Raw genomic sequence first — 20837 nt, forward strand, 5'->3', positions numbered from 1 at the left:
GGTTGCCCCCGCACGCATAAAGCGTGGGCACGAGCCGCCCGGCGACCGCCCACCTTTCCTCCTCTTCTGTCGGCTTCTCACTAAGACTCCGTCGTCCACGCCGAACTCGATCACTTCAAACGACTTTCCGGCGGCAGTGCCAGCGGCCCGACGCGTGTAAGGGGGCGTGGCGCCAGCCAGTGGACCCACAGGCATTTCAGCCAGGCTATGGCGCATGCGATGGGAACCATTGCAGCACCCCACTGACCACTCTCCATCACGGCCCAGAACCAGAACGGCTAACTGATGAGCCCCACGATGCAGGCCCACCGCTGGAACCGCTGGCTGCGGCTCTGCGACAGCCAGATGGCAGTCGGGCCCATGAGGGCGATGGCGGTTTGGACGAATTGATCGATGGGCATGCGGAGCGTTTGCACAACTGGGCAAAACAACGGCACTCCGCACTCACACCGCCCTATTCGACTTCGGATGAATCCAGCCGCTCGTCAGCGGTGACTACCGGCGAGCACCAGTTTCAAAACCACCCGGCAAGCGAGCACGCGAATCGAGCATGTCATCCGATTTCCTGCGAGATCTAGTGAGGCGCTTTTTTTTAGGTGGCCTCGTTGCGCGCTTGGCCCATATTTCATTTGCGAGATCGCGCCCCCACTGCTTGACTAGCCTGTCATAGATCCGTTGAACGCCCACGCTTGACTCCATGAAATTGCTTGAACAAACATTATCACGACCGAAACCTACGCGCTTGAATGTTCCCAATCAAGGATCTACGGGCTTCGCACAGTTCACCAGCGCCGTGCGTAACTGCACCTCATAGCCCTCGCGACGTTCAATCTCCGCTTGGGCAGCCTGGGTGAACTGGTCCACCGTGGCGCCCGGCCGCAGAGCCTCAGTAGGCATCACGGGCCGGTCCGGGATTGGCTCCTTGCACTCCACGGGAACGGCCACGTTCACCCGCTGTATTTCCACGCGTGGTGCAGTCTCGCAGCCCGACAGGCATGCACTTAAAGCTATCAAAAAAATAGTGGATTTCACGGTTTCACCCTCCCTTTAAGCCATTCGTCCACTCGGACCAGCGCGCTGGCGCACAAGTCGCCCGGCACGGGTGCGGGAGTCGATAGGATCGTGTCGGCGCGCTGGTTGTGCGTCTTCGCCGTGGCAGCCGCAACGGAGCGTGCTGGCTCCGCCTCGCGGGCCCGCTTGTCGGCCATCTCGCGCAGGTCGTCCACGCTGTCGCTGCATTCGCTGGCCATCTGGCGGGCGCCGTCGCGCTGCCCTTTCATGCCTCGCAGGTCGGCCCGCGCCGTGGCGGTTTCGTCGCGCTGGCCCAGGTAGGCCCAGCCCAGCACGGCATTCGCGGCCAGGCTGGCCAGGATGAGGATTTGCCCGGGGCTCATGGCCGCCCCGCTTGCACGGACTCAGCACAACGCGCCAGCGGCACATTCCCCAGCCGAGTGTCTGTCCACCCGACGATGAACATGGGCTTGTTCAGGCTCATGTAGTGGGCGCCCTGCTGTGCGTCAAAGAGCTTGAGCGTCAGCTCGCAGGCCTTCACCCTGCCCCGCTTGCGCTCCAACGCTTGATAGGCGGCCAGGGACTGAGCGCCAAGCTGGCCGTCCACCGCAACCGGGCGGAAGTCAGCGCCGCCCCGGCTAAGGTGGTTCAGCGACTGCTGGAACCAGCGCGCGGACCGGCCGGGCCCGGCGTTCACCCCGGCGTCCACCAGCTTTTCGCCGACGGCGGGTGAAAGCTCGATGACCCGGTGGAAGTTAGGCCGCTCGATGTAGTCGCGCACGTAGATCTGTTGGGCGAACTCCTTGGGCAGCTCGCGCATGGGGGCGGTGTACCCGTGGTCCCGGGCCACCTGCACTGTCACGCCGTGGTTCGTCTCGCCGCCCGGGTCGGCTGGGTTGTTGCTGTATCCGCCCTCGACCGCGAACACCCCGGCCACCACGGCCAGGACGGCGCCGCCCAGGCTGGCCCACACCTTGCCCTTCCCTTGGCCGCCCTGCGCGCTCATTCTTCGGCTCCCAGCTCGCCCAGGTCCGTATCGCTGTCCATGCCACGGCGCAGGCGGGCCATGCGCAGCCGGTGCTCGTCGGCGTGGCGTTTGTTGGCCTCGCGCTTGTAGTACCAGGTGACCACCAGGCCGCCGACGGCAACGAGTGCGCCCACCAAGCCCAGGAACTCATTCGAGGCGAGCCAGCCCCAGCCCGTCATGCCCGCGCCAGCCAGAGTCACCTTGTTGGCGGCGCCGCCGACCTGTTCAATCGTTTCAGTCTTCATTGGTTTTCCTCCTGGCCTGGCCACCCGGCCAGCACGTCAATCAGCTGCAGGGCCTGAGCGTCCTCGCCTGCCGTATCAATCTGGTCCTCGATGCGCTGGCGCGCACCCGTGAGAGCACCGTGTATGGCTCGGTACTGGTCGTCTTTGGCGGCGATGCGCTGGGCCAGCACCAGGCGGTCGATCTGCCGGGCGGCTGCAGCCCCGTTGATCCAGGGCGTGAGGGCGTGCACATCGGCGATCAGCGCTCGCGCCTCTGCCGTCTGCACATGCCAGCTCTCGCGCTCGCTCAAGGGGTAGCCCCCGGCGATCACCTGCATGCGGCGCTCGTACTCCGCATTCAGGGCAGCCAGCAGCCCCGCCCGCACCTGGGCGATGTCGTCTGCAGCGAGTGGCACAACCATCCAGGCCTGCGCCCATCCGCCACTGGCCTCGACGGGCTGAAGCTCCACAGCCTTGTGCGTGGCCGCGTTGTGCTCAGGCTGTGCGACGGCGGCCACAGGGGCGAACACCGCGAACGCCTCGTTGAACGGCTCCGGGAACACCGTCAGCGGGTGGGCCGCACGGATCTGGGCGAGCGTCACGGGATATTCACCGGACGCCGTGTCAATGAAGAAAATTTGAGCAGTCATAGGCTGAAAGTTCTTTGCACGCCAGCGGTCCAGAACAGATCCGTCAGTTCACGCAAGCTGACCCACGACACCCCGTCGTGCGAGCCCTGGATCACGAAGGCGTTTGGGTTGTAGGAAATGACGGCGTAGGGGTAGATCGCAACTTGCCGGATCACGGTGGGGGCGCCCAGGTCGTACGCCAGCCGCTGGTTCGTTGGACTGGTGGACCTCCAATAGGTGGAGGTACTGTTGTCCACCGTCAGGCTGGCGGTGAATGGAGCGAACGTGCTGGTCGCTGTGGCTGGCGTGCTCGACGTGGTGACATCAGCACCGCCCACGGTGGCGCGCAGCTCCACTTCGGTGATGCCGAATTCCGGCCCGCCGTTGGTCGATTGCAAAAGCAAGCCCCAGAACCGGAAGTGATCCCGGCGTGCGGACAGCGCCATGCCACGGTTCATGCCGCGTACGCCGCGAGAGCAGATGCGTACCAGCCTGCTGTGCCCAGCCCTCTGGATAAAGATGCACTTGCGGCAGTCGCACACCACATTGATACCGTGATGGAGCTTCGGCGAAATGCAGAAACTGCCGCGCGCACCTTCACGGAACCCAGCGGGGAAGTGCGCGAATACTCGGAGCTGAGCTTTCACTACGCAGTCACCCGCGAGGCGGGATCGCGCAAGCAAAGCTATCAACGCGTGTTCTTTGATGCGCAGCCAATGGACTACTACTCCGGCCGCGCGCAAGGCATGCGGATGGCCAGCGAGGTGGTGGATTTTTTTCGAGCTCACAAATCTGCCAAGCTCCCGCTTACCGAGATCATCCGCCAAGCCTTTGAACGTTGCGAGAACTCCCACGGGAACATGCAAAAAGCCGAAGTGGCCAACGTGGCCAGCGGATTCATGGAGGTGATTGAAACGCTGATTGCTGTTGGGTCCCGCCAACTGAATCCTGCCTGGCTCACAGCGCAAATCAACCGCAATGAAGAGCTGCAAGTTACCTGGTCTGAGCGCGAAGCAGAGCGGAAGGCCGCCCTTGCCGCCCGACTGCGCGCAGGTCGAGAGGCCGCGAAAGCGCGACGCCTTGCTCAGGGAAAGGCAGGTGCAGCATGAACGCCGTCCTTGGAAAACCAGCTCCACAGGCAAAGACCAGAGGCCTGAGCAAAGCACCTGCGCCAGTTGCGGCACCCACCGGCAATGTGGACGACTTGTCCGCCCAGCGTGAGGCCATCAACCAGGCAAGCTACCGCATCCAAAGCGCCTTGGACACAGTGGAGCTTGGCATCGATGCCACGGGTGAAGACGAATTGCGCGGGGTCCGCATCCTCGTTGAAGACATAGTGAACCGTTTTGGCGATGCGGCAGATCTGCCCGATCTGGGCGGCCCCAACGGGATTGCATGAGACATCTCCTGCGCTCTGTCGATAGTGCTCCCCACCGTGAAGCGCCTGAACGAGCACAACATGGACAACGCCGTGCTGTACGCAGTCACGTACCTCCTCGAATCCGCCAAGCAGCTGGTGGACCACGCCTGTGAAAACTGGCCCAGCCCTCTGGAAAAGCATGCATGACCTCAGCTTTCGAAAAGCTCGCCCGGCAGTGCTCCGGATGAGCCCCCCGCCCAACCAATTGCACGAGGCGAGCGCAGCCCGCAAGGTGGCAGAACACAGGAGAAAGACACCGTGACCCCTCCAGCTGAGAAACACCCCGATACAGAGACCAGCTCAGGCAACAGCACATTGGCGATGCAGCCCGAATGGGTTCTGGCCAAAAAGTACCAGGACCTGACCGGCGTCACCCGTGAAACGGTGAAGCAACGGAAGAAAAGCGGGGTCTGGAAAGAGGGGCAACAGGTTGCCGTCGTCGCCAGACGCCTTTACGTCAATATCAAAGCGGCCGACCAGTGGATAAACGACCAACTCCCCCAACCCCGTCGGGCGTAAAGATCCGGCAATTCGTCGCAGGGGACCGGCTTCAGATTGCGTTCACCTTCAATGGCGAGCAATGCCGGGAGCTTCTGCCACCCTGCCCCATCAATAAATCCAGCGTGCAGCGCGCGGCATCCCTCCGGGAGGAGATCCGGCGCAAGATCAAGGAAGGGACGTTCGACTACGCGACCTATTTCCCGGAGAGCCCCCGGGCTGCCGGGCCCGAAAAGAGCAGCACGCTGATGGAGGAGTTGCTGCAACAGCAGCTCGAAACGTACGAGCGCCAGGTTTCGAATCAAAAAATGTCGCCTTCGACCTACCGGGGCTACGCCAAGGCCATCAACGGCGCGCGCATGCGGAGGTGGCACGGCCTGCAGGTCCGAGGCGTGACGCCCAGCATGCTGCGCGAATGGGTCGCCGAGATGGACTGCACCAGCAAAGCGATCCGAAACACACTGACGCCGCTACGTAGCGTGTTTGAAGATGCGCTGAACGATGAGCTGATCGACTTCAACCCGTTCGACCGCATCGCGCTCGCCAAGCTCATCCGCCAAACGGCCAAGGCCAGCGACTACGTAGTGAACCCCTTCAACGCGGCAGAGCGCACGGCGCTGCTGGAGGCCTGCCGCTCCGACGAGCGGCCCATGCTCCAGTTCTGGTTCAGCAGCGGCCTGCGCCCCGGCGAGCTACAGGCACTGGAATGGCGACACATCGACTGGGAAAGGAAGGTGGCGCGCATCGAAATCAACCAGGTGGCCGGGGTCATCAAAGCGCCGAAGACGGCGGCCGGCATCCGCGACGTAGACCTCGACACCAGCGCGATCGCCGCGCTGCAGGTCCAGCGGCCATTGTCTGAGGCAAAGGGCGCCCGAATCTGGCTCAACCCCCGGGATGGAAAGCCATGGACTACTGATGCCCAGGTGCGAAAGACCTTTTGGCTTCCTGTGTGCACACGTTCTGGGGTGGACTACCGCAACCCGTACCAAGTCCGGCACACCTACGCATCAACCCTGCTCATGGACGGGCACAACCCCTGGTATGTCGCCGCGCAGCTTGGCCATGAGGATGTGGAGATGGTTTTCCGGACCTACGGCCGCTTCATCCGAGAGGACTACCAGAAGCCGAAGCCGGAATTGCGCATTGCGGGAAATTCCTGACCGGTGTGAATTCGGTGTGATTTCGGTGTGAATTTCAGCACCCCGCCAGACACTTCAGGGCAAAGAAAAACCGCCACAGACTGGGGTTTCCAGTGTGTGGCGGTGTCTTGTATGGTGGAGCTGGCGGGAATTGAACCCGCGTCCGTAAGCCTTCATCGGGCAGATCTACATGTTTAGCGGTCTGATTTGAATCTCGCTACCTGTGTCGCGCAGTCGCACGCTACACAGGCCGCCAGTACCCTATTTTCTTGCCCCAACCCAAGGTACCCGGATCAGAGCCAGCCCATGTAATTATCCTTGCAGCCGGGAGGCGCTGATTACTCAGAACCCCCTTGCCCAGCCCATCGGCCAACTGTTGCAAGGCTCACTGGCAATTAAGCAGCGAGTGCGAAACGTTCGTCGTTTGCAGTTAGTTTTTTAAATCGAGATTTACGAGCGTGACTCAAGCTCGACATGCACCACACCGATTCCGAACCCACGTCGAAACCAGGACAGCCCCAGAACTTCTATTTTAGGCGGTCCCGAGCAATTGCAAGAGCTCGGACGGAGATTTAATTGCCGCGTGGGCACCCCATTCCATCGGGTTCGTCTTGGCCCCCAGATATCCGTAGGTTGCCGCAACAGTCCCCATGCCCGCAGCGAGGCCCGCCACAATGTCGCGCTCATCGTCGCCTACGTAGATGCACTGGCCGGGTTCAATTTTCAAGCGGGATGCCGCTTCTAGCAAAGGGGCAGGATGGGGTTTTGCATGAGGAGTGGTGTCTCCACTGACCACGGCTCCTGCGGTCGCAAACAATGGGATCGCACGGGTCAGGGGATCGGTAAAACGGGCCGCCTTGTTGGTGACGACACCCCATGCAAGCTTGCGCTGCAGGATCTGGGACACCAGTTCTGGCACTCCTTCAAAAATGCTGGTGTGCTCTGTCATGCGCAACTCGTAGTTCACGAAGAACTCCTCGCGCATGGTTAAAAATTCTGGATGGTCGGGCGCCATGCCAAATGCCTCACCCAACATGCCGCGGGCACCAGCCCCCGCCATAGGGCGATACCGCGCCAGTGGCAGGGATGGCAAGCCCCGGTCCGTCCGCATCTTGTCAGCAGCAGCACCTAAATCTGGGGCACTGTCAATCAGCGTTCCATCCAGATCAAACAGCACCGCGCGAATATTTTGAAACATAGCTTTCGGTGTCAGGCAGTGCGGCGGGTGGCAAATAGGTAGTTCACGCTGGTGTCGTCACTCAGCCAGTAACGCCGCGTGAGAGGGTTGTACTCCAGGCCCCTGGTGCTCTGAACATTGAGGCCCGCACCGCGACAACTGGCCGCCAGTTCGCTGGGCCGAATCATTTTGGCGTATTCGTGTGTTCCACGAGGTAGCATGTTCAAGACATATTCGGCGCCCACGATGGCCAACATAAAAGCCTTGGCGTTGCGATGAATGGTGGAAAAAAACACCCATCCGCCCGGCTTCACCAGTTCAGCGCAGGCACGCACCACAGACGCCGGGTCAGGCACGTGTTCCAGCATTTCCATGCAGGTCACCACGTCAAAACTGGCTGGCTGTTCTTTGGCAAGCGCCTCCACACTGACTTCCCGGTACTGGATGTGGGTGGTTTGGGCCTCCAGCGCATGCAACTGCGCCACTCGCAGGGCCTTGGAGGCCAGGTCAATACCGGTCACATCCGCGCCCTTCCACGCCATGGAATCAGCCAGGATGCCACCACCGCAGCCGACGTCCAGTACGCGTTTGCCCGACAAGTTGCACTGCGCATTGATCCAATCAAGTCGCAACGGGTTGATCTGGTGCAAAGGGCGAAATTCACTTTCAGGGTCCCACCAGCGATGGGCCAACTCCGAGAACTTGGCCAGTTCGGCCGGGTCTGCATTAACAGTTTCACTCATGTCGCTGATTCTCCACGACGCAAGACAATGGATAAAACCCCAAACGCAAAAAAGCCCCGTTACCGGGGCTTTTTTGTGAAGCAATCCGAGGATTACTTGGAAGCGCGGGTACCAACCACTTCGATTTCCACGCGACGGTTCTTCGCACGGCCTTCGGCAGTCTTGTTGTCGGCGACGGGTTGCTTTTCACCCTTGCCTTCGGTGTAAACGCGGTTCTTTTCGATGCCCTTGGACACCAAGTAAGCCTTCACGGCTTCGGAACGACGCACCGACAGCTTCTGGTTGTAAGCATCGGAGCCCACGGAGTCAGTGTGACCCACGGCAATGATCACTTCCAGGTTGATGTCCTTGACCTTGGAGACCAGGTCATCCAGCTTGGCCTTGCCTTCTGGCTTCAGCACCGACTTGTCGAAGTCGAAGAATGCGTCAGCGGCGTAGGTCACCTTGGTGGCCACAGCGGGTGCTGGAGCAGCTGGGGCTGGAGCAGCGGCAGCAGGAGCTGGGGTGGCAGCTGGAGCGGCGGCAGCAGGAGCTGGAGCAGCGATAGCGCCATCGCAACCTGGAGCAGCCGTTGCAGGCGTCCAGTTGGCATTGCGCCAGCAGTATTCGTTGGTGCCGTTCTTCCAGACCAGTTGGCCAGAAGCATCTCTCCAGTTGTCAACGGTTTGTGCGCCAGCGGCGGTTGCGAGCGCTGCAGAGGCAAACAACATCGCCACTTTGTTCAGTTTCTTCATGGTTCTCCTCTTGGGGAAAAAGCCGCAGCCGCGCTGCGAATCAGGACGCTTGGAGTGACCATCACCCAAAGCGTTCAAACGATTGTGCCATACGTAACAGGGCAAAAGCGGGGGCACCCACCTGGGGCCCGTAGGACAAAACCGGAATTGCTTCGATATGTTGCGTGGTCGCTACACGGTCTTACCTCTAAAATGGTTCTCCTTCGCCGCCACCGCCGTCCCCAATGACCCAGTTTGCCAAAGAAACCCTGCCGATCAGCCTCGAAGAAGAGATGCGGCGCAGTTACCTTGATTACGCGATGAGCGTGATCGTGGGCCGGGCCCTGCCCGACGCGCGCGATGGCTTGAAGCCTGTGCACCGCCGCGTACTTTTTGCGATGCACGAGCTCAACAACGACTGGAACCGACCCTATAAAAAGTCGGCCCGTATCGTGGGCGACGTGATTGGTAAATACCACCCCCACGGTGATTCTGCTGTCTACGACACCATCGTGCGAATGGCGCAGGATTTTTCGCTGCGCCACATGCTGGTAGACGGCCAGGGAAATTTCGGCTCAGTGGATGGAGATAACGCTGCTGCAATGCGGTATACCGAAATCCGCCTGGCCAAAATCGCGCATGAAATGCTGGGCGATATCGACAAGGAAACGGTCGATTTCGGCCCCAACTATGACGGCAGCGAAAAGGAGCCGCTGGTATTGCCCAGCAAACTCCCCAATCTGCTGGTGAATGGATCGGCCGGTATTGCAGTGGGCATGGCCACCAACATCCCGCCGCACAACCTCAATGAAGTGGTGGATGCCTGCCTGCACATGCTGCGCAACCCGGATGTATCTATCGACGAGTTGATGGAGATCATCCCGGCACCTGACTTCCCCACCGCCGGCATCATCTACGGCATCAATGGCGTGAAGGACGGCTACCGCACAGGGCGCGGGCGCGTGATCATGCGTGCCAAGTGCCACTTCGAGGACATTGATCGCGGACAGCGCCAAGCGATCATCGTGGATGAGCTGCCCTACCAGGTCAACAAGAAGACGCTGCAGGAGCGCATGGCCGAGCTGGTGCACGAGAAGAAGATCGAAGGCATCAGCCACATCCAGGATGAGTCCGACAAGTCGGGCATGCGCCTGGTGATCGAACTCAAGCGCGGCGAAGTGCCCGAGGTGGTGCTCAACAACCTGTACAAGCAGACGCAGCTGCAGGACACCTTCGGCATGAACATGGTGGCGCTGATCGACGGCCAGCCCCGCCTGTGCAACCTGCGCGACTTGATCAGCGTCTTCCTGCAACACCGCCGCGAGGTTGTCACCCGCCGCACGGTGTTCGAGCTGCGCAAGGCGCGCGACCGCGGCCATGTGCTCGAAGGCCTGGCCGTGGCCCTGGCCAACATCGACGACTTCATCGCCATCATCCGCAACGCCCCCACCCCGCCAGTGGCTAAGGCCGAGCTGATGGCCCGCCCGTGGGACAGCAAGCTGGTGCGCGAGATGCTAACCCGCACCCGTGCTGACGGCGGCGTGGTCAACGCCGACGACTACCGGCCCGACGGCCTGGAAAAGGAACTTGGCATGGGCCAGGACGGCCTGTACCGCCTGTCGGAAACGCAGGCCCAGGAAATCCTGCAGATGCGCCTGCAGCGCCTGACTGGCCTGGAGCAGGACAAGATCGTGGCCGAGTACAAGGAAGTCATGGCGGTCATCGAAGACCTGCTGGACATCCTGGCGAAGCCCGAGCGCGTATCGGTCATCATCGGCGACGAACTTACCTCGATCAAGACGGAATTCGGCCAGCACAAGCTGGGTGCCCGCCGCAGCATCGTCGAATACAGCGCACAGGACCTCTCCACCGAAGACCTGATCACCCCCACCGACATGGTGGTCACGCTCAGCCACACGGGCTATATCAAGAGCCAGCCTTTGTCCGAGTACCGCGCGCAAAAACGCGGTGGCCGCGGCAAACAGGCCACGGCGACCAAGGAAGACGACTGGATCGATCAGCTCTTCATCGCCAATACGCACGACTACATCCTGTGCTTCTCGAACCGCGGCCGCCTGTACTGGCTCAAGGTCTGGGAAGTGCCTGCTGGCTCGCGCGGCTCGCGGGGCCGCCCCATCGTCAACATGTTCCCGCTGCAGGACGGCGAAAAGATCAATGTGGTGCTGCCGCTCACGGGCGACATGCGCACCTTCCCGGCAGATCGCTATGTCTTTATGGGCACCAGCATGGGCACCGTGAAGAAAACGGCGCTCGATGAATTCAGCAACCCGCGCAAGGGCGGCATCATCGCCGTCAACCTGGACGATGGCGACTACCTGATCGGCGCGGCGCTGACCGATGGCCAGCACGACGTGATGCTGTTCAGCGACGGCGGCAAGGCGGTGCGCTTCGACGAAAACGACGTGCGCCCCCTGGGTCGCCAGGCCCGCGGCGTGCGCGGCATGATGCTGGAAGATGGCCAGAGCGTGATCGCCATGCTGGTGGCTGAGGATGAAACGCAAAGCGTGCTCACCGCCACCGAGAACGGCTACGGCAAGCGCACCAGCATCGTCGAATACACCCGCCACGGCCGTGGCACCAAGGGCATGATCGCCATCCAGCAAAGCGAGCGCAATGGCAAGGTGGTGGCCGCCACGCTGGTGCATGCGGACGACGAGATCATGCTGATCACCGACAAGGGCGTGCTGGTGCGCACCCGGGTCTCCGAGATCCGGGAACTGGGCCGCGCCACGCAGGGCGTGACGCTGATCGCGCTGGACGAAGGCTCCAAGCTCAGCGGCCTGCAGCGCATTGTTGAAAACGATGCCAACGTGGCCGACCCCGAAGCTGATGGTGAAGGCACCTCCGACGGCGAAGCCCCGCCAGCCGCAGACACCCCGGAAACACCAGACGCCTGAGCCAGCCCGGCGGGTGCGGCGCCCATGGTTCCGCACCCAGTATGCTATTAAAACTGAAGCTGCTGGCGCTTACCCAATAAGCGCCAGCAGCCTTTTTGATTCAAAAAACATGACACGCCCGTACAACTTCTCGGCCGGCCCGGCCGCCATACCCACCGAAGTCCTGGAGCAGGCAGCTGCCGAGATGCTGGATTGGCATGGCAGCGGCATGGGCGTGATGGAAATGAGCCACCGGGGCAAGGAGTTCCTGTCCATCTACGAACAGGCAGAAGCTGATCTGCGTGCACTTCTGGCCGTGCCCTCGCATTTCAAGATCCTGTTCATGCAAGGCGGTGGCCTGGCCGAGAACGCCATCGTCCCGCTCAATCTCTCGCGCGCTGGCGTGGTCGATTTTGTGGTGACCGGCAGCTGGAGCCAGAAGTCGCAGAAGGAAGCTCGCAAATACGCGTCCGAAGTGAACATCGTGGCCTCCGCAGAAGACACCGGCTTCACCACCCTGCCCGACCCGGCCTCCTGGACGGTCAGCCGGGGCGCTAGCTACCTGCACCTCTGCAGCAACGAGACCATCAATGGCACCGAGTTCCACCAGCTGCCCGACCTGAAGGCGCTGGGCACCGATGCCCCCCTGGTCATTGATTTTTCGTCCCATGTCGCATCGCGGCCGGTGGACTGGTCGCGTGTCGGGCTGGCCTTTGGCGGTGCGCAGAAGAACCTGGGGCCTGCCGGCCTTACGCTGGTGATCGTGCGCGAAGACCTGCTGGGCCATGCCCTGCCCGCCTGCCCCAGCGCGTTTGACTACCGCGTGGTGGCAGAGAACCAGTCGATGTACAACACCCCCCCCACTTGGGGCATCTACGTTGCGGGCCTGACCTTCCAGTGGCTCAAGCGCCAGACCGAAGGGGCGTTGAGCGGCGTCGAAGCCATGGAGCAGCGCAACGTGGCCAAGGCCGAGCTTCTCTACGGCGCCATCGACAGCTCGCAGCTGTATGTGAACAAGGTGGCGGCCAACTGCCGCTCGCGCATGAACGTCCCCTTCTTCCTGCGCGACGAAAGCCGCAATGACGCCTTCCTGGCCGGCGCCAAGGAACGCGGCCTGTTGCAACTCAAGGGCCACAAGTCCGTGGGTGGCATGCGTGCCAGCATCTACAACGCCATGCCGCTGGCGGGTGTGCAGACACTGGTGGACTACATGCGAGAATTTGAGCAAAAACACGCCTGAGAAGGCGTGAACGCTGGCGACACACCGGCCAAAAAACAGCCCCGCAGCAAGAAGACATTTCCCCATTCATGAACACTCCGCAAGCCTCACCCGACCTCGCCAGCCTGCGCGTGCAGATCGACTCCATCGACCAGCAACTACTGACGCTGCTGAACCAGCGGGCGCTGGTGGCAGAGCAGGTAGGCGAAGTGAAAAAGCGCGAAGGCACGCCATTCTTTCGCCCTGACCGCGTGGCGCAGGTGATCGAGAAGATCCAGACGGCCAACCCTGGCCCGCTCAAGGGGCCCCACGTGGCCGCCATCTGGCGCGAAATCATGTCCGCCTGCCTGGCGCTTGAATCGCCCCAGCGCGTGGCCGTGCTCGGCCCCGAAGGCACTTTCTGCGAGCAGGCCGCCATCGAATTCTTTGGCGGCGCGGCCGACCTGATGTACTGCGCCAACTTCGACGAGGTGTTCCACGCCACCGCGGCTGGCAGCGCCCAGTACGGCGTGGTGGGGGTAGAGAATTCCACCGAAGGCGTGGTGACCCGCTCGCTCGACCTGTTCCTGCACACCCCCACCCATGTGGTGGGTGAAGTCAGCCTGCTGGTGCGCCACAACCTGCTGCGCACCAGCAACTCGCTGGACGGCATCGAGGTGGTGCTGGCCCACCCGCAAGCGCTGGCCCAATGCCAGGCGTGGTTGACCAAGCACCTGCCGCATGCCGAGCGCCGCCCCGTATCGAGCAACGCCGAAGGTGCCCGGCTGGCCACCACCAACCCGGCCTGGGCCGGGCTGTCGAGCGAACGTGCTGCCACACAATTTGGCCTGCATATCGTCGCCCACGCCATCCAGGACGACGCGTACAACCGCACGCGTTTTGCCATCATCTGCCTGCCCCACACGCTGCAGACGCCACCGCCCTCGGGCAAGGACTGCACCAGCCTGGTCGTCTCGGTGCCCAACCAGCCCGGCGCCGTGCATGACCTGCTCGTGCCGCTCAAAACACATGGCGTGTCGATGACGCGTTTTGAATCGCGCCCCGCACGCACGGGCCAGTGGGAGTATTACTTCTACATCGACCTCGACGGCCACCCCGCCCAGCCCCACGTGGCACGGGCCCTGGAAGAACTGCGCAGCCTGTGCGCGTTCTACAAGGTCCTGGGAACCTACCCCGTGTCCTCGTAAGGAGCCGCCGCCATGTTTGAACAATTGGGATTGATCGGCTGCGGGCTCATGGGCGGCTCGTTTGCGCTGGCCATGAAGAAGGCCGGCCTCGTCAAGCGTGTGGTGGGCTACAGCAAGTCGCCTTCCACCACCGACCGCGCCCGCCAAATGGGTGTGATCGATGTCGAGGCCCCCTCCGCCTTGCTGGCCGTGGCCGGTGCAGACATCGTGCTGGTGGCCGTGCCCGTGGCCGCCACCGAAGCCACGCTCAAGGCCATCAAGCACCTGGTCACCCCCCAGATGCTGATCATGGACGTGGGCTCCACCAAGGCCGACGTGGTGCAGGCCGCGCGCCGCGCCTTGCGCGACCAGGTGGGCTCCTTTGTGCCCGCACACCCCATCACAGGACGCGAAGTTTCGGGCGTGGAACATGCCGAGGCCGATCTCTACAGCGGGCGCCAGGTCATCCTGACCCCCACCGAGCGCACCTTCACCGCACAGCTGCAGAAAGCCCAGGAGATCTGGACAGCGCTGGGCAGCCGCGTCTCCAGCATGTCGCCCGAGTCGCACGATGCAGCTTTCGCGGCCGTCAGCCACCTGCCCCATGTGCTGGCGTTCGCCATGATGAACAGCATCACGGGCCAGGCACACGGTGACGACTTCCTGTCGCTGGCGGGCCCGGGTTTCCGCGACTTCACGCGCATCGCCGCCAGTGACCCCAAGGTGTGGCGCGATATCCTGCTGTCCAACCGCGAAGAGCTGATCGCCCAGTCCAAGCTGTTCCAGCAGGCGCTGCACACCCTGGAGCAGGCCATGCAAAAGGGCGATGCCCAGGCGCTGGAAGACATGCTGACCCTGGCCAGCGAGACCCGTGCCCACTGGCGCATGGGGGCCCAAAGAACCTCCAAACAGCGCTGACCCGCCCACCCACTGCTGCGCCAGCGCGCACCACCTGCTCCCTAGCCCCCATGTTCAGCACCGCCTTCCTCGACCTTCCTGCGCTTGACGCTGCCGGAGGCGAAGTCCACCTGCCCGGCTCCAAGAGCATCTCCAACCGTGTGCTGCTGCTGGCCGCGCTGAGCAACGGCACCACCACCGTGCACGACCTGCTGGCGTCCGACGACACCCGCGTGATGCTTGATGCGCTGCGCCAGATCGGCTGCACGGTGGATGAAGCGGGCAGCACCGTGCACATCACAGGCCTGGGCGGCCGCGCACCCCAATCGCCAGCCCAGCTCTTCATGGGCAACGCCGGCACCGCCATGCGCCCCCTCACGGCCGCGCTGGCCTTGCTGGGGGGCGAATTCGAGCTGTCTGGCGTCCCGCGCATGCACGAACGCCCTATCGGCGACCTGGTGGACGCGCTGCGCCAGCTCGGCTGCCAGATCGACTACCTGGGCAACGACGGCTACCCGCCGCTGCGCATCGCCCACGCCGACGGTGTGCCCGCCTTGGCGCTCGCCACCCCCATCCGCGTGCGCGGCGATGTGTCAAGCCAGTTCCTCACCGCCCTGCTCATGGCACTGCCCCTGGCGGCTGGCTCCCAGAACATCGTGATCGATGTGGTGGGAGAGCTGATTTCCAAGCCCTACATCGCGATCACGCTCCAGTTGCTCGCACGCTTTGGCATCGTGGTCGAGCACCAGAACTGGCAGCGGTTCACGATTGCAGCGGGCAGCCGCTACCAGTCGCCAGGCGCCATCCATGTCGAGGCCGACGCCTCGTCCGCTAGCTATTTCATAGCGCTTGGCGCAATCACATCAAGCGCTAGCGGCCAAAAAGGCATCAAAATTCAGGGCGTGGGCCTGGAGTCGATCCAGGGTGACATCCGCTTTGTCGAAGCGGCCCGTGCCATGGGCGCCGTGATCACCGGCGGCCCCAACTGGCTGCACATCCAGCGGGGCGAGCCTGGCCAGGGCTGGCCGCTCAAGGCCATCGACCTGGACTGCAACCACATCCCCGATGCCGCCATGACCCTGGCCGTGATGGCGCTGTATGCCGAGGGAACCACCACCCTGCGCAACATCGCCAGCTGGCGTGTGAAGGAGACCGACCGCATCGCCGCCATGGCCAACGAGCTGCGCAAGCTCGGCGCCAAGGTCGAAGAGGGCGCGGATTTCATCCGCGTGACCCCGCCCGCGCAAAGGGCCGACTGGAAACCCGCCAGCATCCACACCTACGACGACCACCGCGTGGCCATGTGTTTCTCGCTGGCAGCCTTCAACCCGGCAGGCCTGCCCGTGCGCATCGAAGATCCCAAATGCGTGGCCAAGACCTTCCCTGACTACTTTGAAGCCCTGTTCTCGGTGGCAAAAGCTGCCACGGACCACATCCCAGTGATCTGCATTGACGGCCCCACGGCCTCAGGCAAGGGCACCGTGGCAGCCGCTGTCGCACAGCGCCTGGGCTACCGGTTTTTGGATTCGGGCGCGATGTACCGTATCACCGCGTTGGCCGCCCTGCGCGCCGGCCTGGCCATCGATGCGGCCCACGAAGCCCGCATTGCGGCCATGGCCCAGACGCTGCCCGTGCGCTTCGAAAACGGCCGGGTGTGGCTGGGCAGCGACGATGTGACGGAAGCCATTCGTACCGAGGAGGCCGGCATGAACGCGTCCCGCGTCTCCGCCCTGCCCGCTGTGCGCGAGGCCCTGGTAGACCTGCAACACAGCTTCCGGCGCTTGCCCGGGCTGGTGGCCGACGGCCGCGACATGGGCACGGTGATCTTTCCAGAGGCCCCTCTCAAGGTGTATTTGACGGCCAGCGCGGCGTGTCGCGCCGAGCGGCGTTATAAACAGTTGATTTCAAAGGGTTTTTCGGCTAGTATCGAAGACCTTCGCGCAGATCTGGAAGCGCGCGACGCCCGGGACAGTACCCGCAGCGTCGCTCCTCTCAAGCCCGCGCAGGACGCTCTGGTCCTGGACAACTCCACCTTGACGATTGATGAAGCCGTCGAGCAGGTGCTGGCCTGGTGGCAGGAGCGCCAACCTTTCGCAGGGTCTGCGCAAGGTTGAAACGTGTGGGGCCTTTCGTCAAAAACGGGGCTCCGCAAGCAAGGCTGAAAGGCCCTGCAACAGGCCCACGCAACCCCTCTCGCGCGCCAGCGCACAGGTTGTGTGGATCGATAACCTAACCCGCGGTTCTACCGCAAAAAACCACCGCAAGCAGCTATAAAAACGGTAGCAATAGTGCTCCCGGAATCCTGTTTGTGGCAAGGAAACACATGTCCGAATCTTTTGCCGCCCTTTTTGAAGAATCTTTGACGCGCACGGAAATGCGCCCAGGCGAAGTCATCACCGCTGAAGTCGTGCGCGTCGAGCACAACTTCGTGGTCGTGAACGCTGGACTCAAGTCCGAAGCCTACGTGCCGCTGGAAGAGTTCAAGAACGACAAGGGTGAAGTCGAAGTCCAAGTGGGTGACTTCGTGTCGGTGGCCATTGGTTCCATCGAAAACGGCTACGGCGACACCATCCTGTCGCGCGACACGGCCAAGCGTCTGGCTTCGTGGATGAGCCTGGAAAAGGCCCTCGAATCCGGCGAATTCGTCACTGGCACGACCAGCGGCAAGGTCAAGGGCGGCCTGACCGTCCTGGTCAACGGCATCCGCGCATTCCTGCCCGGCTCGCTGATCGATACGCGTCCGATCAAGGATCTGACGCCGTACGAAAACAAGACCATGGAATTCAAGGTCATCAAGCTGGACCGCAAGCGCAACAACGTGGTGCTGAGCCGCCGCGCTGTGGTGGAAGCCTCCATGGGCGAAGAGCGCGCCAAGCTGATGGAAACCCTGAAGGAAGGCTCCATCGTTCAAGGCGTGGTCAAGAACATCACCGAATACGGTGCGTTCGTGGACCTGGGCGGCATCGACGGCCTGCTGCACATCACCGACATGGCATGGCGCCGCGTGCGTCACCCTTCCGAAGTGGTGACGGCTGGTCAGGAAATCACGGCCAAGATCCTGAAGTTCGACACCGAAAAGAACCGTGTCTCGCTGGGTCTGAAGCAAATGGGCGACGACCCATGGATGGGCGTGAACCGCCGCTACCCACAATCGACCCGCCTGTTCGGCAAGATCACGAACATCGCCGACTACGGCGCATTCGTGGAACTCGAACCCGGCATCGAAGGCCTGGTGCACGTCTCCGAAATGGACTGGACCAACAAGAACATCGCTCCCGCCAAGCTGGTTTCGCTGGGCGACGAAGTCGAAGTCATGGTTCTGGAAATCGACGAAGACAAGCGCCGCATCAGCCTGGGCATGAAGCAGTGCAAGGCCAACCCATGGCAAGAATTCGCACAGGACACGAAGCGCGGCGACCGCGTCAAGGGTCCTATCAAGTCGATCACCGACTTTGGCGTGTTCGTGGGCCTGGCTGCCGGCATCGACGGCCTGGTGCACTTGTCCGACCTGTCGTGGAACGAAGCCGGCGAAGCCGCGGTTCGTAACTACAAGAAGGGCCAGGAAGTGGAAGCCATCGTGCTGGCCGTGGACGTGGACCGTGAACGCATCTCGCTGGGCATCAAGCAGCTCGACGGCGACCCATTCACGACCTTCGTGACCGTGAACGACAAGGGCCAGACGGTGACCGGCAAGGTCAAGACCGTGGACGCCCGTGGCGCTGAAATCGACCTCGGCGAAGACATCGTGGGCTACCTGCGCGCTTCGGAAATCTCCCGCGACCGCGTGGAAGATGCCCGCAACGTGCTCAAGGAAGGCGACGAAGTCACCGCTGTGGTGGTCAATGTGGATCGCAAGACCCGCAACATCCAGCTGTCGATCAAGCAAAAGGACATGGCTGACGAACAAGGCGCCATGGCCAACCTGAGCCAACAGTCCAGCCGCGAAAGCGCCGGCACGACCAGCCTGGGCGCCCTGCTGCGCGCCAAGCTGGACAACTCGGAAAAGTAAAGCGCTGACCCGTTAAACGGTCAGACAGCGGGCGCCTCGGCGCCCGCTCTTTTTTCAGCAAAGACCTGCCAACCGCAGTCCGCCTATGCCCCAAGACTCCATGACCCGCTCAGACCTCGTTGAAGAACTGGCCGCACGTTTTGGCCAGCTGACACACCGCGATGCCGAATACGCCGTCAAGACCATCCTGGACGCCGTGGGCGAAGCCCTCGTGCGCGGGCACCGCATCGAGATCCGGGGTTTTGGCAGCTTCTCGGTGAACCACCGCCCCCCCCGCATGGGCCGCAATCCGCGCAGCGGCGAGGCCGTGGCCATTCCCGAAAAACGTGTGCCCCATTTCAAGCCCGGCAAGGCCCTGCGCGAGGCCGTGGACAAGCGCACTGCCGAAATGGAAGAAAACTCCGGGGCAGCCGGCAGCACGTCCATTCAAAAATGATAGCTTCCAGCGCTTTATGGATAAGCGCCAGAGGCACATTTGATCTGAATTCTTATCCTGCAAGGGCCGTGCAGCCCCCCAGGCCCAAGCTCTTAGAATCGCCCCACCACTGGGGAGACCGATGAAATACCTCCTGTGGCTGCTCAAGGCAGCCATTTTTTTTACACTTTTTGCCTTCGCGCTGAACAACCAGCAGGACGCCACCGTGCACTTCTTCTTTGGCACGCAATGGCGCGCGCCGTTGGTGCTGGTGGTGCTGACGGCCTTCTCGGCCGGGCTCGCCGTGGGTGTGCTGGGCATGGTGCCGCGCTGGTGGAGGCACCGCGCCGCAGCGCGCCGCGCCCATGCAGCAGTGGCCGTGCCCACGCCCGTTGCCTCCCCCGCCGCAGCCACGACAACCCCCCCTGCACCGCCACCACCGCCAGACCTGCCTTCCGCCCATGGAATTTGACCTGACCTGGATCCTGCTGGGTCTGCCCGTGGCCTTTGTGCTGGGCTGGCTGGCTTCGCGTTTTGACCTGCGCCAGCTGCGCGCCGAAAACCGCCGCGCACCCAAGGCGTACTTCAAAGGCCTGAACTTCCTGCTCAACGAGCAACAAGACCAGGCGATCGACGCCTTCATCGAGGCCGTGCAAAACGACCCTGACACCTCCGAACTGCACTTTGCACTGGGCAACCTGTTCCGCCGCCGGGGCGAATACGACCGTGCCGTGCGCGTGCACGAGCACCTGCTCTCGCGCGGCGACCTGAGCCGCACCGACCGCGAACGTGCCCAGCACGCACTGGCGCTCGACTTCCTCAAGGCCGGCCTGCTCGACCGGGCGGAAGAAGCCTTGCACCGCCTGGAAGGCACCCCCTTCGAGGCCCAGGCCCGCCTGGCGCTGCTGGCCATTTATGAGCGTTCACGCGATTGGCCCCATGCCGCCACCATCGCCCGCAAGATGCACGACGCCGATCAGGGCGACTTCAGCACCCGCCAGGCCCACTACCTGTGCGAGCAGGCCCTGGCTCTGAGTGCACAGGGCGACCTTCCCGGCGCCCAGGCCCTGCTGGAGCAGGCCGTGGCCGCCGCCCCCGAAGCCGCCCGTGCACGCATCGAGCTGGCGCGGCTGCAGCGCCTCATGGGCCAGCCCGCCGCCGTGTTGGCCACCCTGAAAACGCTGGGCGAGCGCAATCCGGCCGCCCTGCCTCTGGCCGCTCCGTTGATGGTCGAGGCGGCCACCGCCACGGGGCGCACGCCTGAAGTGCAGGCATTGCTGCAGGCCCACTATGCGCAAGCCCCTTCGCTGGATGTGCTGGAGAGCATCGTGGCCATGGAGACCGCCAACGAGGCCACCCGTGGGTCCGCCCGGCAGCGCTACGTGCAGCACCTGGACAAGGAACGCTCGCTGGTCGCCGCCGCCAAATGGTTGGCCACCGAGAAGCTGGAGCACGAAGAATTTCATCCCCAGGTCCAGCGTGCGCTGGAACATGCCGTCAAGCCGCTCACACGCTACCGCTGTGCGGCCTGCGGCTTCGAGGCACGCCAGCATTTCTGGCAGTGCCCCGGCTGCCAGACCTGGGACAGCTACCCCGCCCGCCGTGTCGAAGAACTCTGATAAGACTTGCGCAAACCGGGATGCAACAGAG

Annotated in this window: 24 protein-coding genes and 1 other RNA gene; 14 read left to right on the plus strand and 11 right to left on the minus strand. The window is 62.9% G+C overall.

Features of this window, described 5'->3' with window-relative positions:
* Positions 1 to 278: 278 nt before the first annotated feature.
* The 7 genes from ARADN35_RS28715 to ARADN35_RS0121055 all read right to left on the minus strand — a co-directional run bounded on the left by ARADN35_RS28715 (position 279) and on the right by ARADN35_RS0121055 (position 3349).
* The gene (locus ARADN35_RS28715; RefSeq protein WP_010465715.1) at positions 279 to 401 is read right to left on the minus strand and encodes a hypothetical protein; all 123 of its coding nucleotides are present in this window, start codon (positions 399 to 401) and stop codon (positions 279 to 281) included.
* 355 nt (positions 402 to 756) lie between these two features.
* On the minus strand, positions 757 to 1032 hold the full coding sequence (locus ARADN35_RS0121030) for a hypothetical protein (protein ID WP_029414260.1): 276 nt from the start codon (positions 1030 to 1032) through the stop codon (positions 757 to 759).
* Complete coding sequence (locus ARADN35_RS0121035) at positions 1029 to 1394, minus strand: hypothetical protein (RefSeq protein WP_010465719.1); 366 nt, start codon at positions 1392 to 1394, stop codon at positions 1029 to 1031. Before ARADN35_RS0121035 ends, ARADN35_RS0121030 begins: the two co-directional genes overlap by 4 nt.
* Positions 1391 to 2017 (minus strand): glycoside hydrolase family 108 protein, encoded by a 627-nt coding sequence (locus tag ARADN35_RS0121040; protein ID WP_010465721.1) that lies wholly within the window; start codon positions 2015 to 2017, stop codon positions 1391 to 1393. The genes ARADN35_RS0121035 and ARADN35_RS0121040 overlap by 4 nt, the downstream gene beginning before the upstream one ends.
* On the minus strand, positions 2014 to 2283 hold the full coding sequence (locus tag ARADN35_RS0121045; RefSeq protein WP_010465723.1) for a holin: 270 nt from the start codon (positions 2281 to 2283) through the stop codon (positions 2014 to 2016). Before ARADN35_RS0121045 ends, ARADN35_RS0121040 begins: the two co-directional genes overlap by 4 nt.
* Positions 2280 to 2912 carry a hypothetical protein gene (locus ARADN35_RS28605; RefSeq protein ID WP_010465725.1) on the minus strand — a complete coding sequence of 211 codons (633 nt, stop codon included), beginning with the start codon at positions 2910 to 2912 and terminating at the stop codon, positions 2280 to 2282. The genes ARADN35_RS0121045 and ARADN35_RS28605 overlap by 4 nt, the downstream gene beginning before the upstream one ends.
* Entirely contained in the window at positions 2909 to 3349 is a 441-nt protein-coding gene (locus ARADN35_RS0121055) for a discoidin domain-containing protein (RefSeq protein ID WP_029414262.1), read from the minus strand. Before ARADN35_RS0121055 ends, ARADN35_RS28605 begins: the two co-directional genes overlap by 4 nt.
* 39 nt (positions 3350 to 3388) lie before the next feature.
* Here ARADN35_RS0121055 and ARADN35_RS0121060 point away from each other — a divergent pair, with 39 nt between their 5' ends.
* The 5 genes from ARADN35_RS0121060 (at position 3389) to ARADN35_RS0121080 (ending at position 5972) form a co-directional block, all read left to right on the plus strand.
* Positions 3389 to 4000, plus strand: coding sequence for a hypothetical protein (locus tag ARADN35_RS0121060; protein ID WP_139019222.1), 612 nt, complete (start codon positions 3389 to 3391; stop codon positions 3998 to 4000).
* Positions 3997 to 4290 (plus strand): hypothetical protein, encoded by a 294-nt coding sequence (locus ARADN35_RS0121065; RefSeq protein WP_010465730.1) that lies wholly within the window; start codon positions 3997 to 3999, stop codon positions 4288 to 4290. The genes ARADN35_RS0121060 and ARADN35_RS0121065 overlap by 4 nt, the downstream gene beginning before the upstream one ends.
* Positions 4291 to 4326: 36 nt before the next feature.
* Complete coding sequence (locus ARADN35_RS28720) at positions 4327 to 4458, plus strand: hypothetical protein (protein WP_258070079.1); 132 nt, start codon at positions 4327 to 4329, stop codon at positions 4456 to 4458.
* A 111-nt stretch (positions 4459 to 4569) separates the two neighbouring features.
* Positions 4570 to 4830, plus strand: a complete 261-nt coding sequence (locus ARADN35_RS0121075) for a hypothetical protein (RefSeq protein ID WP_029414263.1) — start codon at positions 4570 to 4572, stop codon at positions 4828 to 4830.
* A complete protein-coding gene (locus tag ARADN35_RS0121080) occupies positions 4791 to 5972 on the plus strand; it encodes a site-specific integrase (RefSeq protein ID WP_029414264.1) in 1182 nt (393 codons plus the stop codon). Before ARADN35_RS0121075 ends, ARADN35_RS0121080 begins: the two co-directional genes overlap by 40 nt.
* A gap of 112 nt (positions 5973 to 6084) precedes the next feature.
* Here ARADN35_RS0121080 and ssrA read toward each other — a convergent pair.
* The 4 genes from ssrA to ompA all read right to left on the minus strand — a co-directional run bounded on the left by ssrA (position 6085) and on the right by ompA (position 8605).
* Positions 6085 to 6471: a transfer-messenger RNA gene (gene ssrA / locus ARADN35_RS27535) on the minus strand.
* 12 nt (positions 6472 to 6483) lie between these two features.
* Positions 6484 to 7149, minus strand: coding sequence for an HAD family hydrolase (locus ARADN35_RS0121085; protein WP_010465737.1), 666 nt, complete (start codon positions 7147 to 7149; stop codon positions 6484 to 6486).
* A gap of 11 nt (positions 7150 to 7160) precedes the next feature.
* Positions 7161 to 7871 (minus strand): bifunctional 2-polyprenyl-6-hydroxyphenol methylase/3-demethylubiquinol 3-O-methyltransferase UbiG, encoded by a 711-nt coding sequence (gene ubiG / locus ARADN35_RS0121090; protein ID WP_010465738.1) that lies wholly within the window; start codon positions 7869 to 7871, stop codon positions 7161 to 7163.
* Positions 7872 to 7963: 92 nt separating this feature from the next.
* Positions 7964 to 8605 (minus strand): outer membrane protein OmpA, encoded by a 642-nt coding sequence (gene ompA, locus ARADN35_RS0121095; protein ID WP_029414265.1) that lies wholly within the window; start codon positions 8603 to 8605, stop codon positions 7964 to 7966.
* Positions 8606 to 8829: 224 nt separating this feature from the next.
* On the opposite strand from ompA, the gene gyrA reads away from it, so the two are divergent.
* The 9 genes from gyrA to lapB all read left to right on the plus strand — a co-directional run bounded on the left by gyrA (position 8830) and on the right by lapB (position 20806).
* On the plus strand, positions 8830 to 11502 hold the full coding sequence (gene gyrA, locus ARADN35_RS0121100) for a DNA gyrase subunit A (protein WP_010465743.1): 2673 nt from the start codon (positions 8830 to 8832) through the stop codon (positions 11500 to 11502).
* Positions 11503 to 11611: 109 nt separating this feature from the next.
* Positions 11612 to 12721, plus strand: a complete 1110-nt coding sequence (gene serC / locus ARADN35_RS0121105; protein WP_010465744.1) for a 3-phosphoserine/phosphohydroxythreonine transaminase — start codon at positions 11612 to 11614, stop codon at positions 12719 to 12721.
* 68 nt (positions 12722 to 12789) lie between these two features.
* Entirely contained in the window at positions 12790 to 13887 is a 1098-nt protein-coding gene (pheA, locus tag ARADN35_RS0121110; protein WP_010465745.1) for a prephenate dehydratase, read from the plus strand.
* Between the two features lie 12 nt (positions 13888 to 13899).
* A complete protein-coding gene (locus tag ARADN35_RS0121115; RefSeq protein ID WP_010465746.1) occupies positions 13900 to 14784 on the plus strand; it encodes a prephenate dehydrogenase in 885 nt (294 codons plus the stop codon).
* Between the two features lie 50 nt (positions 14785 to 14834).
* Positions 14835 to 16877 (plus strand): bifunctional 3-phosphoshikimate 1-carboxyvinyltransferase/cytidylate kinase, encoded by a 2043-nt coding sequence (locus tag ARADN35_RS0121120; RefSeq protein WP_010465747.1) that lies wholly within the window; start codon positions 14835 to 14837, stop codon positions 16875 to 16877.
* A 209-nt stretch (positions 16878 to 17086) separates the two neighbouring features.
* Positions 17087 to 18772: a 30S ribosomal protein S1 gene (gene rpsA, locus ARADN35_RS0121125; protein ID WP_010465748.1), complete on the plus strand. Its 1686-nt coding sequence runs from the start codon at positions 17087 to 17089 to the stop codon at positions 18770 to 18772.
* A 100-nt stretch (positions 18773 to 18872) separates the two neighbouring features.
* Positions 18873 to 19208 (plus strand): integration host factor subunit beta, encoded by a 336-nt coding sequence (locus ARADN35_RS0121130; protein ID WP_444547883.1) that lies wholly within the window; start codon positions 18873 to 18875, stop codon positions 19206 to 19208.
* A gap of 121 nt (positions 19209 to 19329) precedes the next feature.
* Entirely contained in the window at positions 19330 to 19659 is a 330-nt protein-coding gene (locus ARADN35_RS0121135; protein WP_010465750.1) for a LapA family protein, read from the plus strand.
* Positions 19649 to 20806, plus strand: a complete 1158-nt coding sequence (lapB, locus tag ARADN35_RS0121140; protein ID WP_010465751.1) for a lipopolysaccharide assembly protein LapB — start codon at positions 19649 to 19651, stop codon at positions 20804 to 20806. The genes ARADN35_RS0121135 and lapB overlap by 11 nt, the downstream gene beginning before the upstream one ends.
* Positions 20807 to 20837: the final 31 nt, after the last annotated feature.

This window comes from Acidovorax radicis N35 (genome assembly GCF_000204195.1).
Classification (GTDB): Bacteria; Pseudomonadota; Gammaproteobacteria; order Burkholderiales; family Burkholderiaceae_C; genus Acidovorax; species Acidovorax radicis.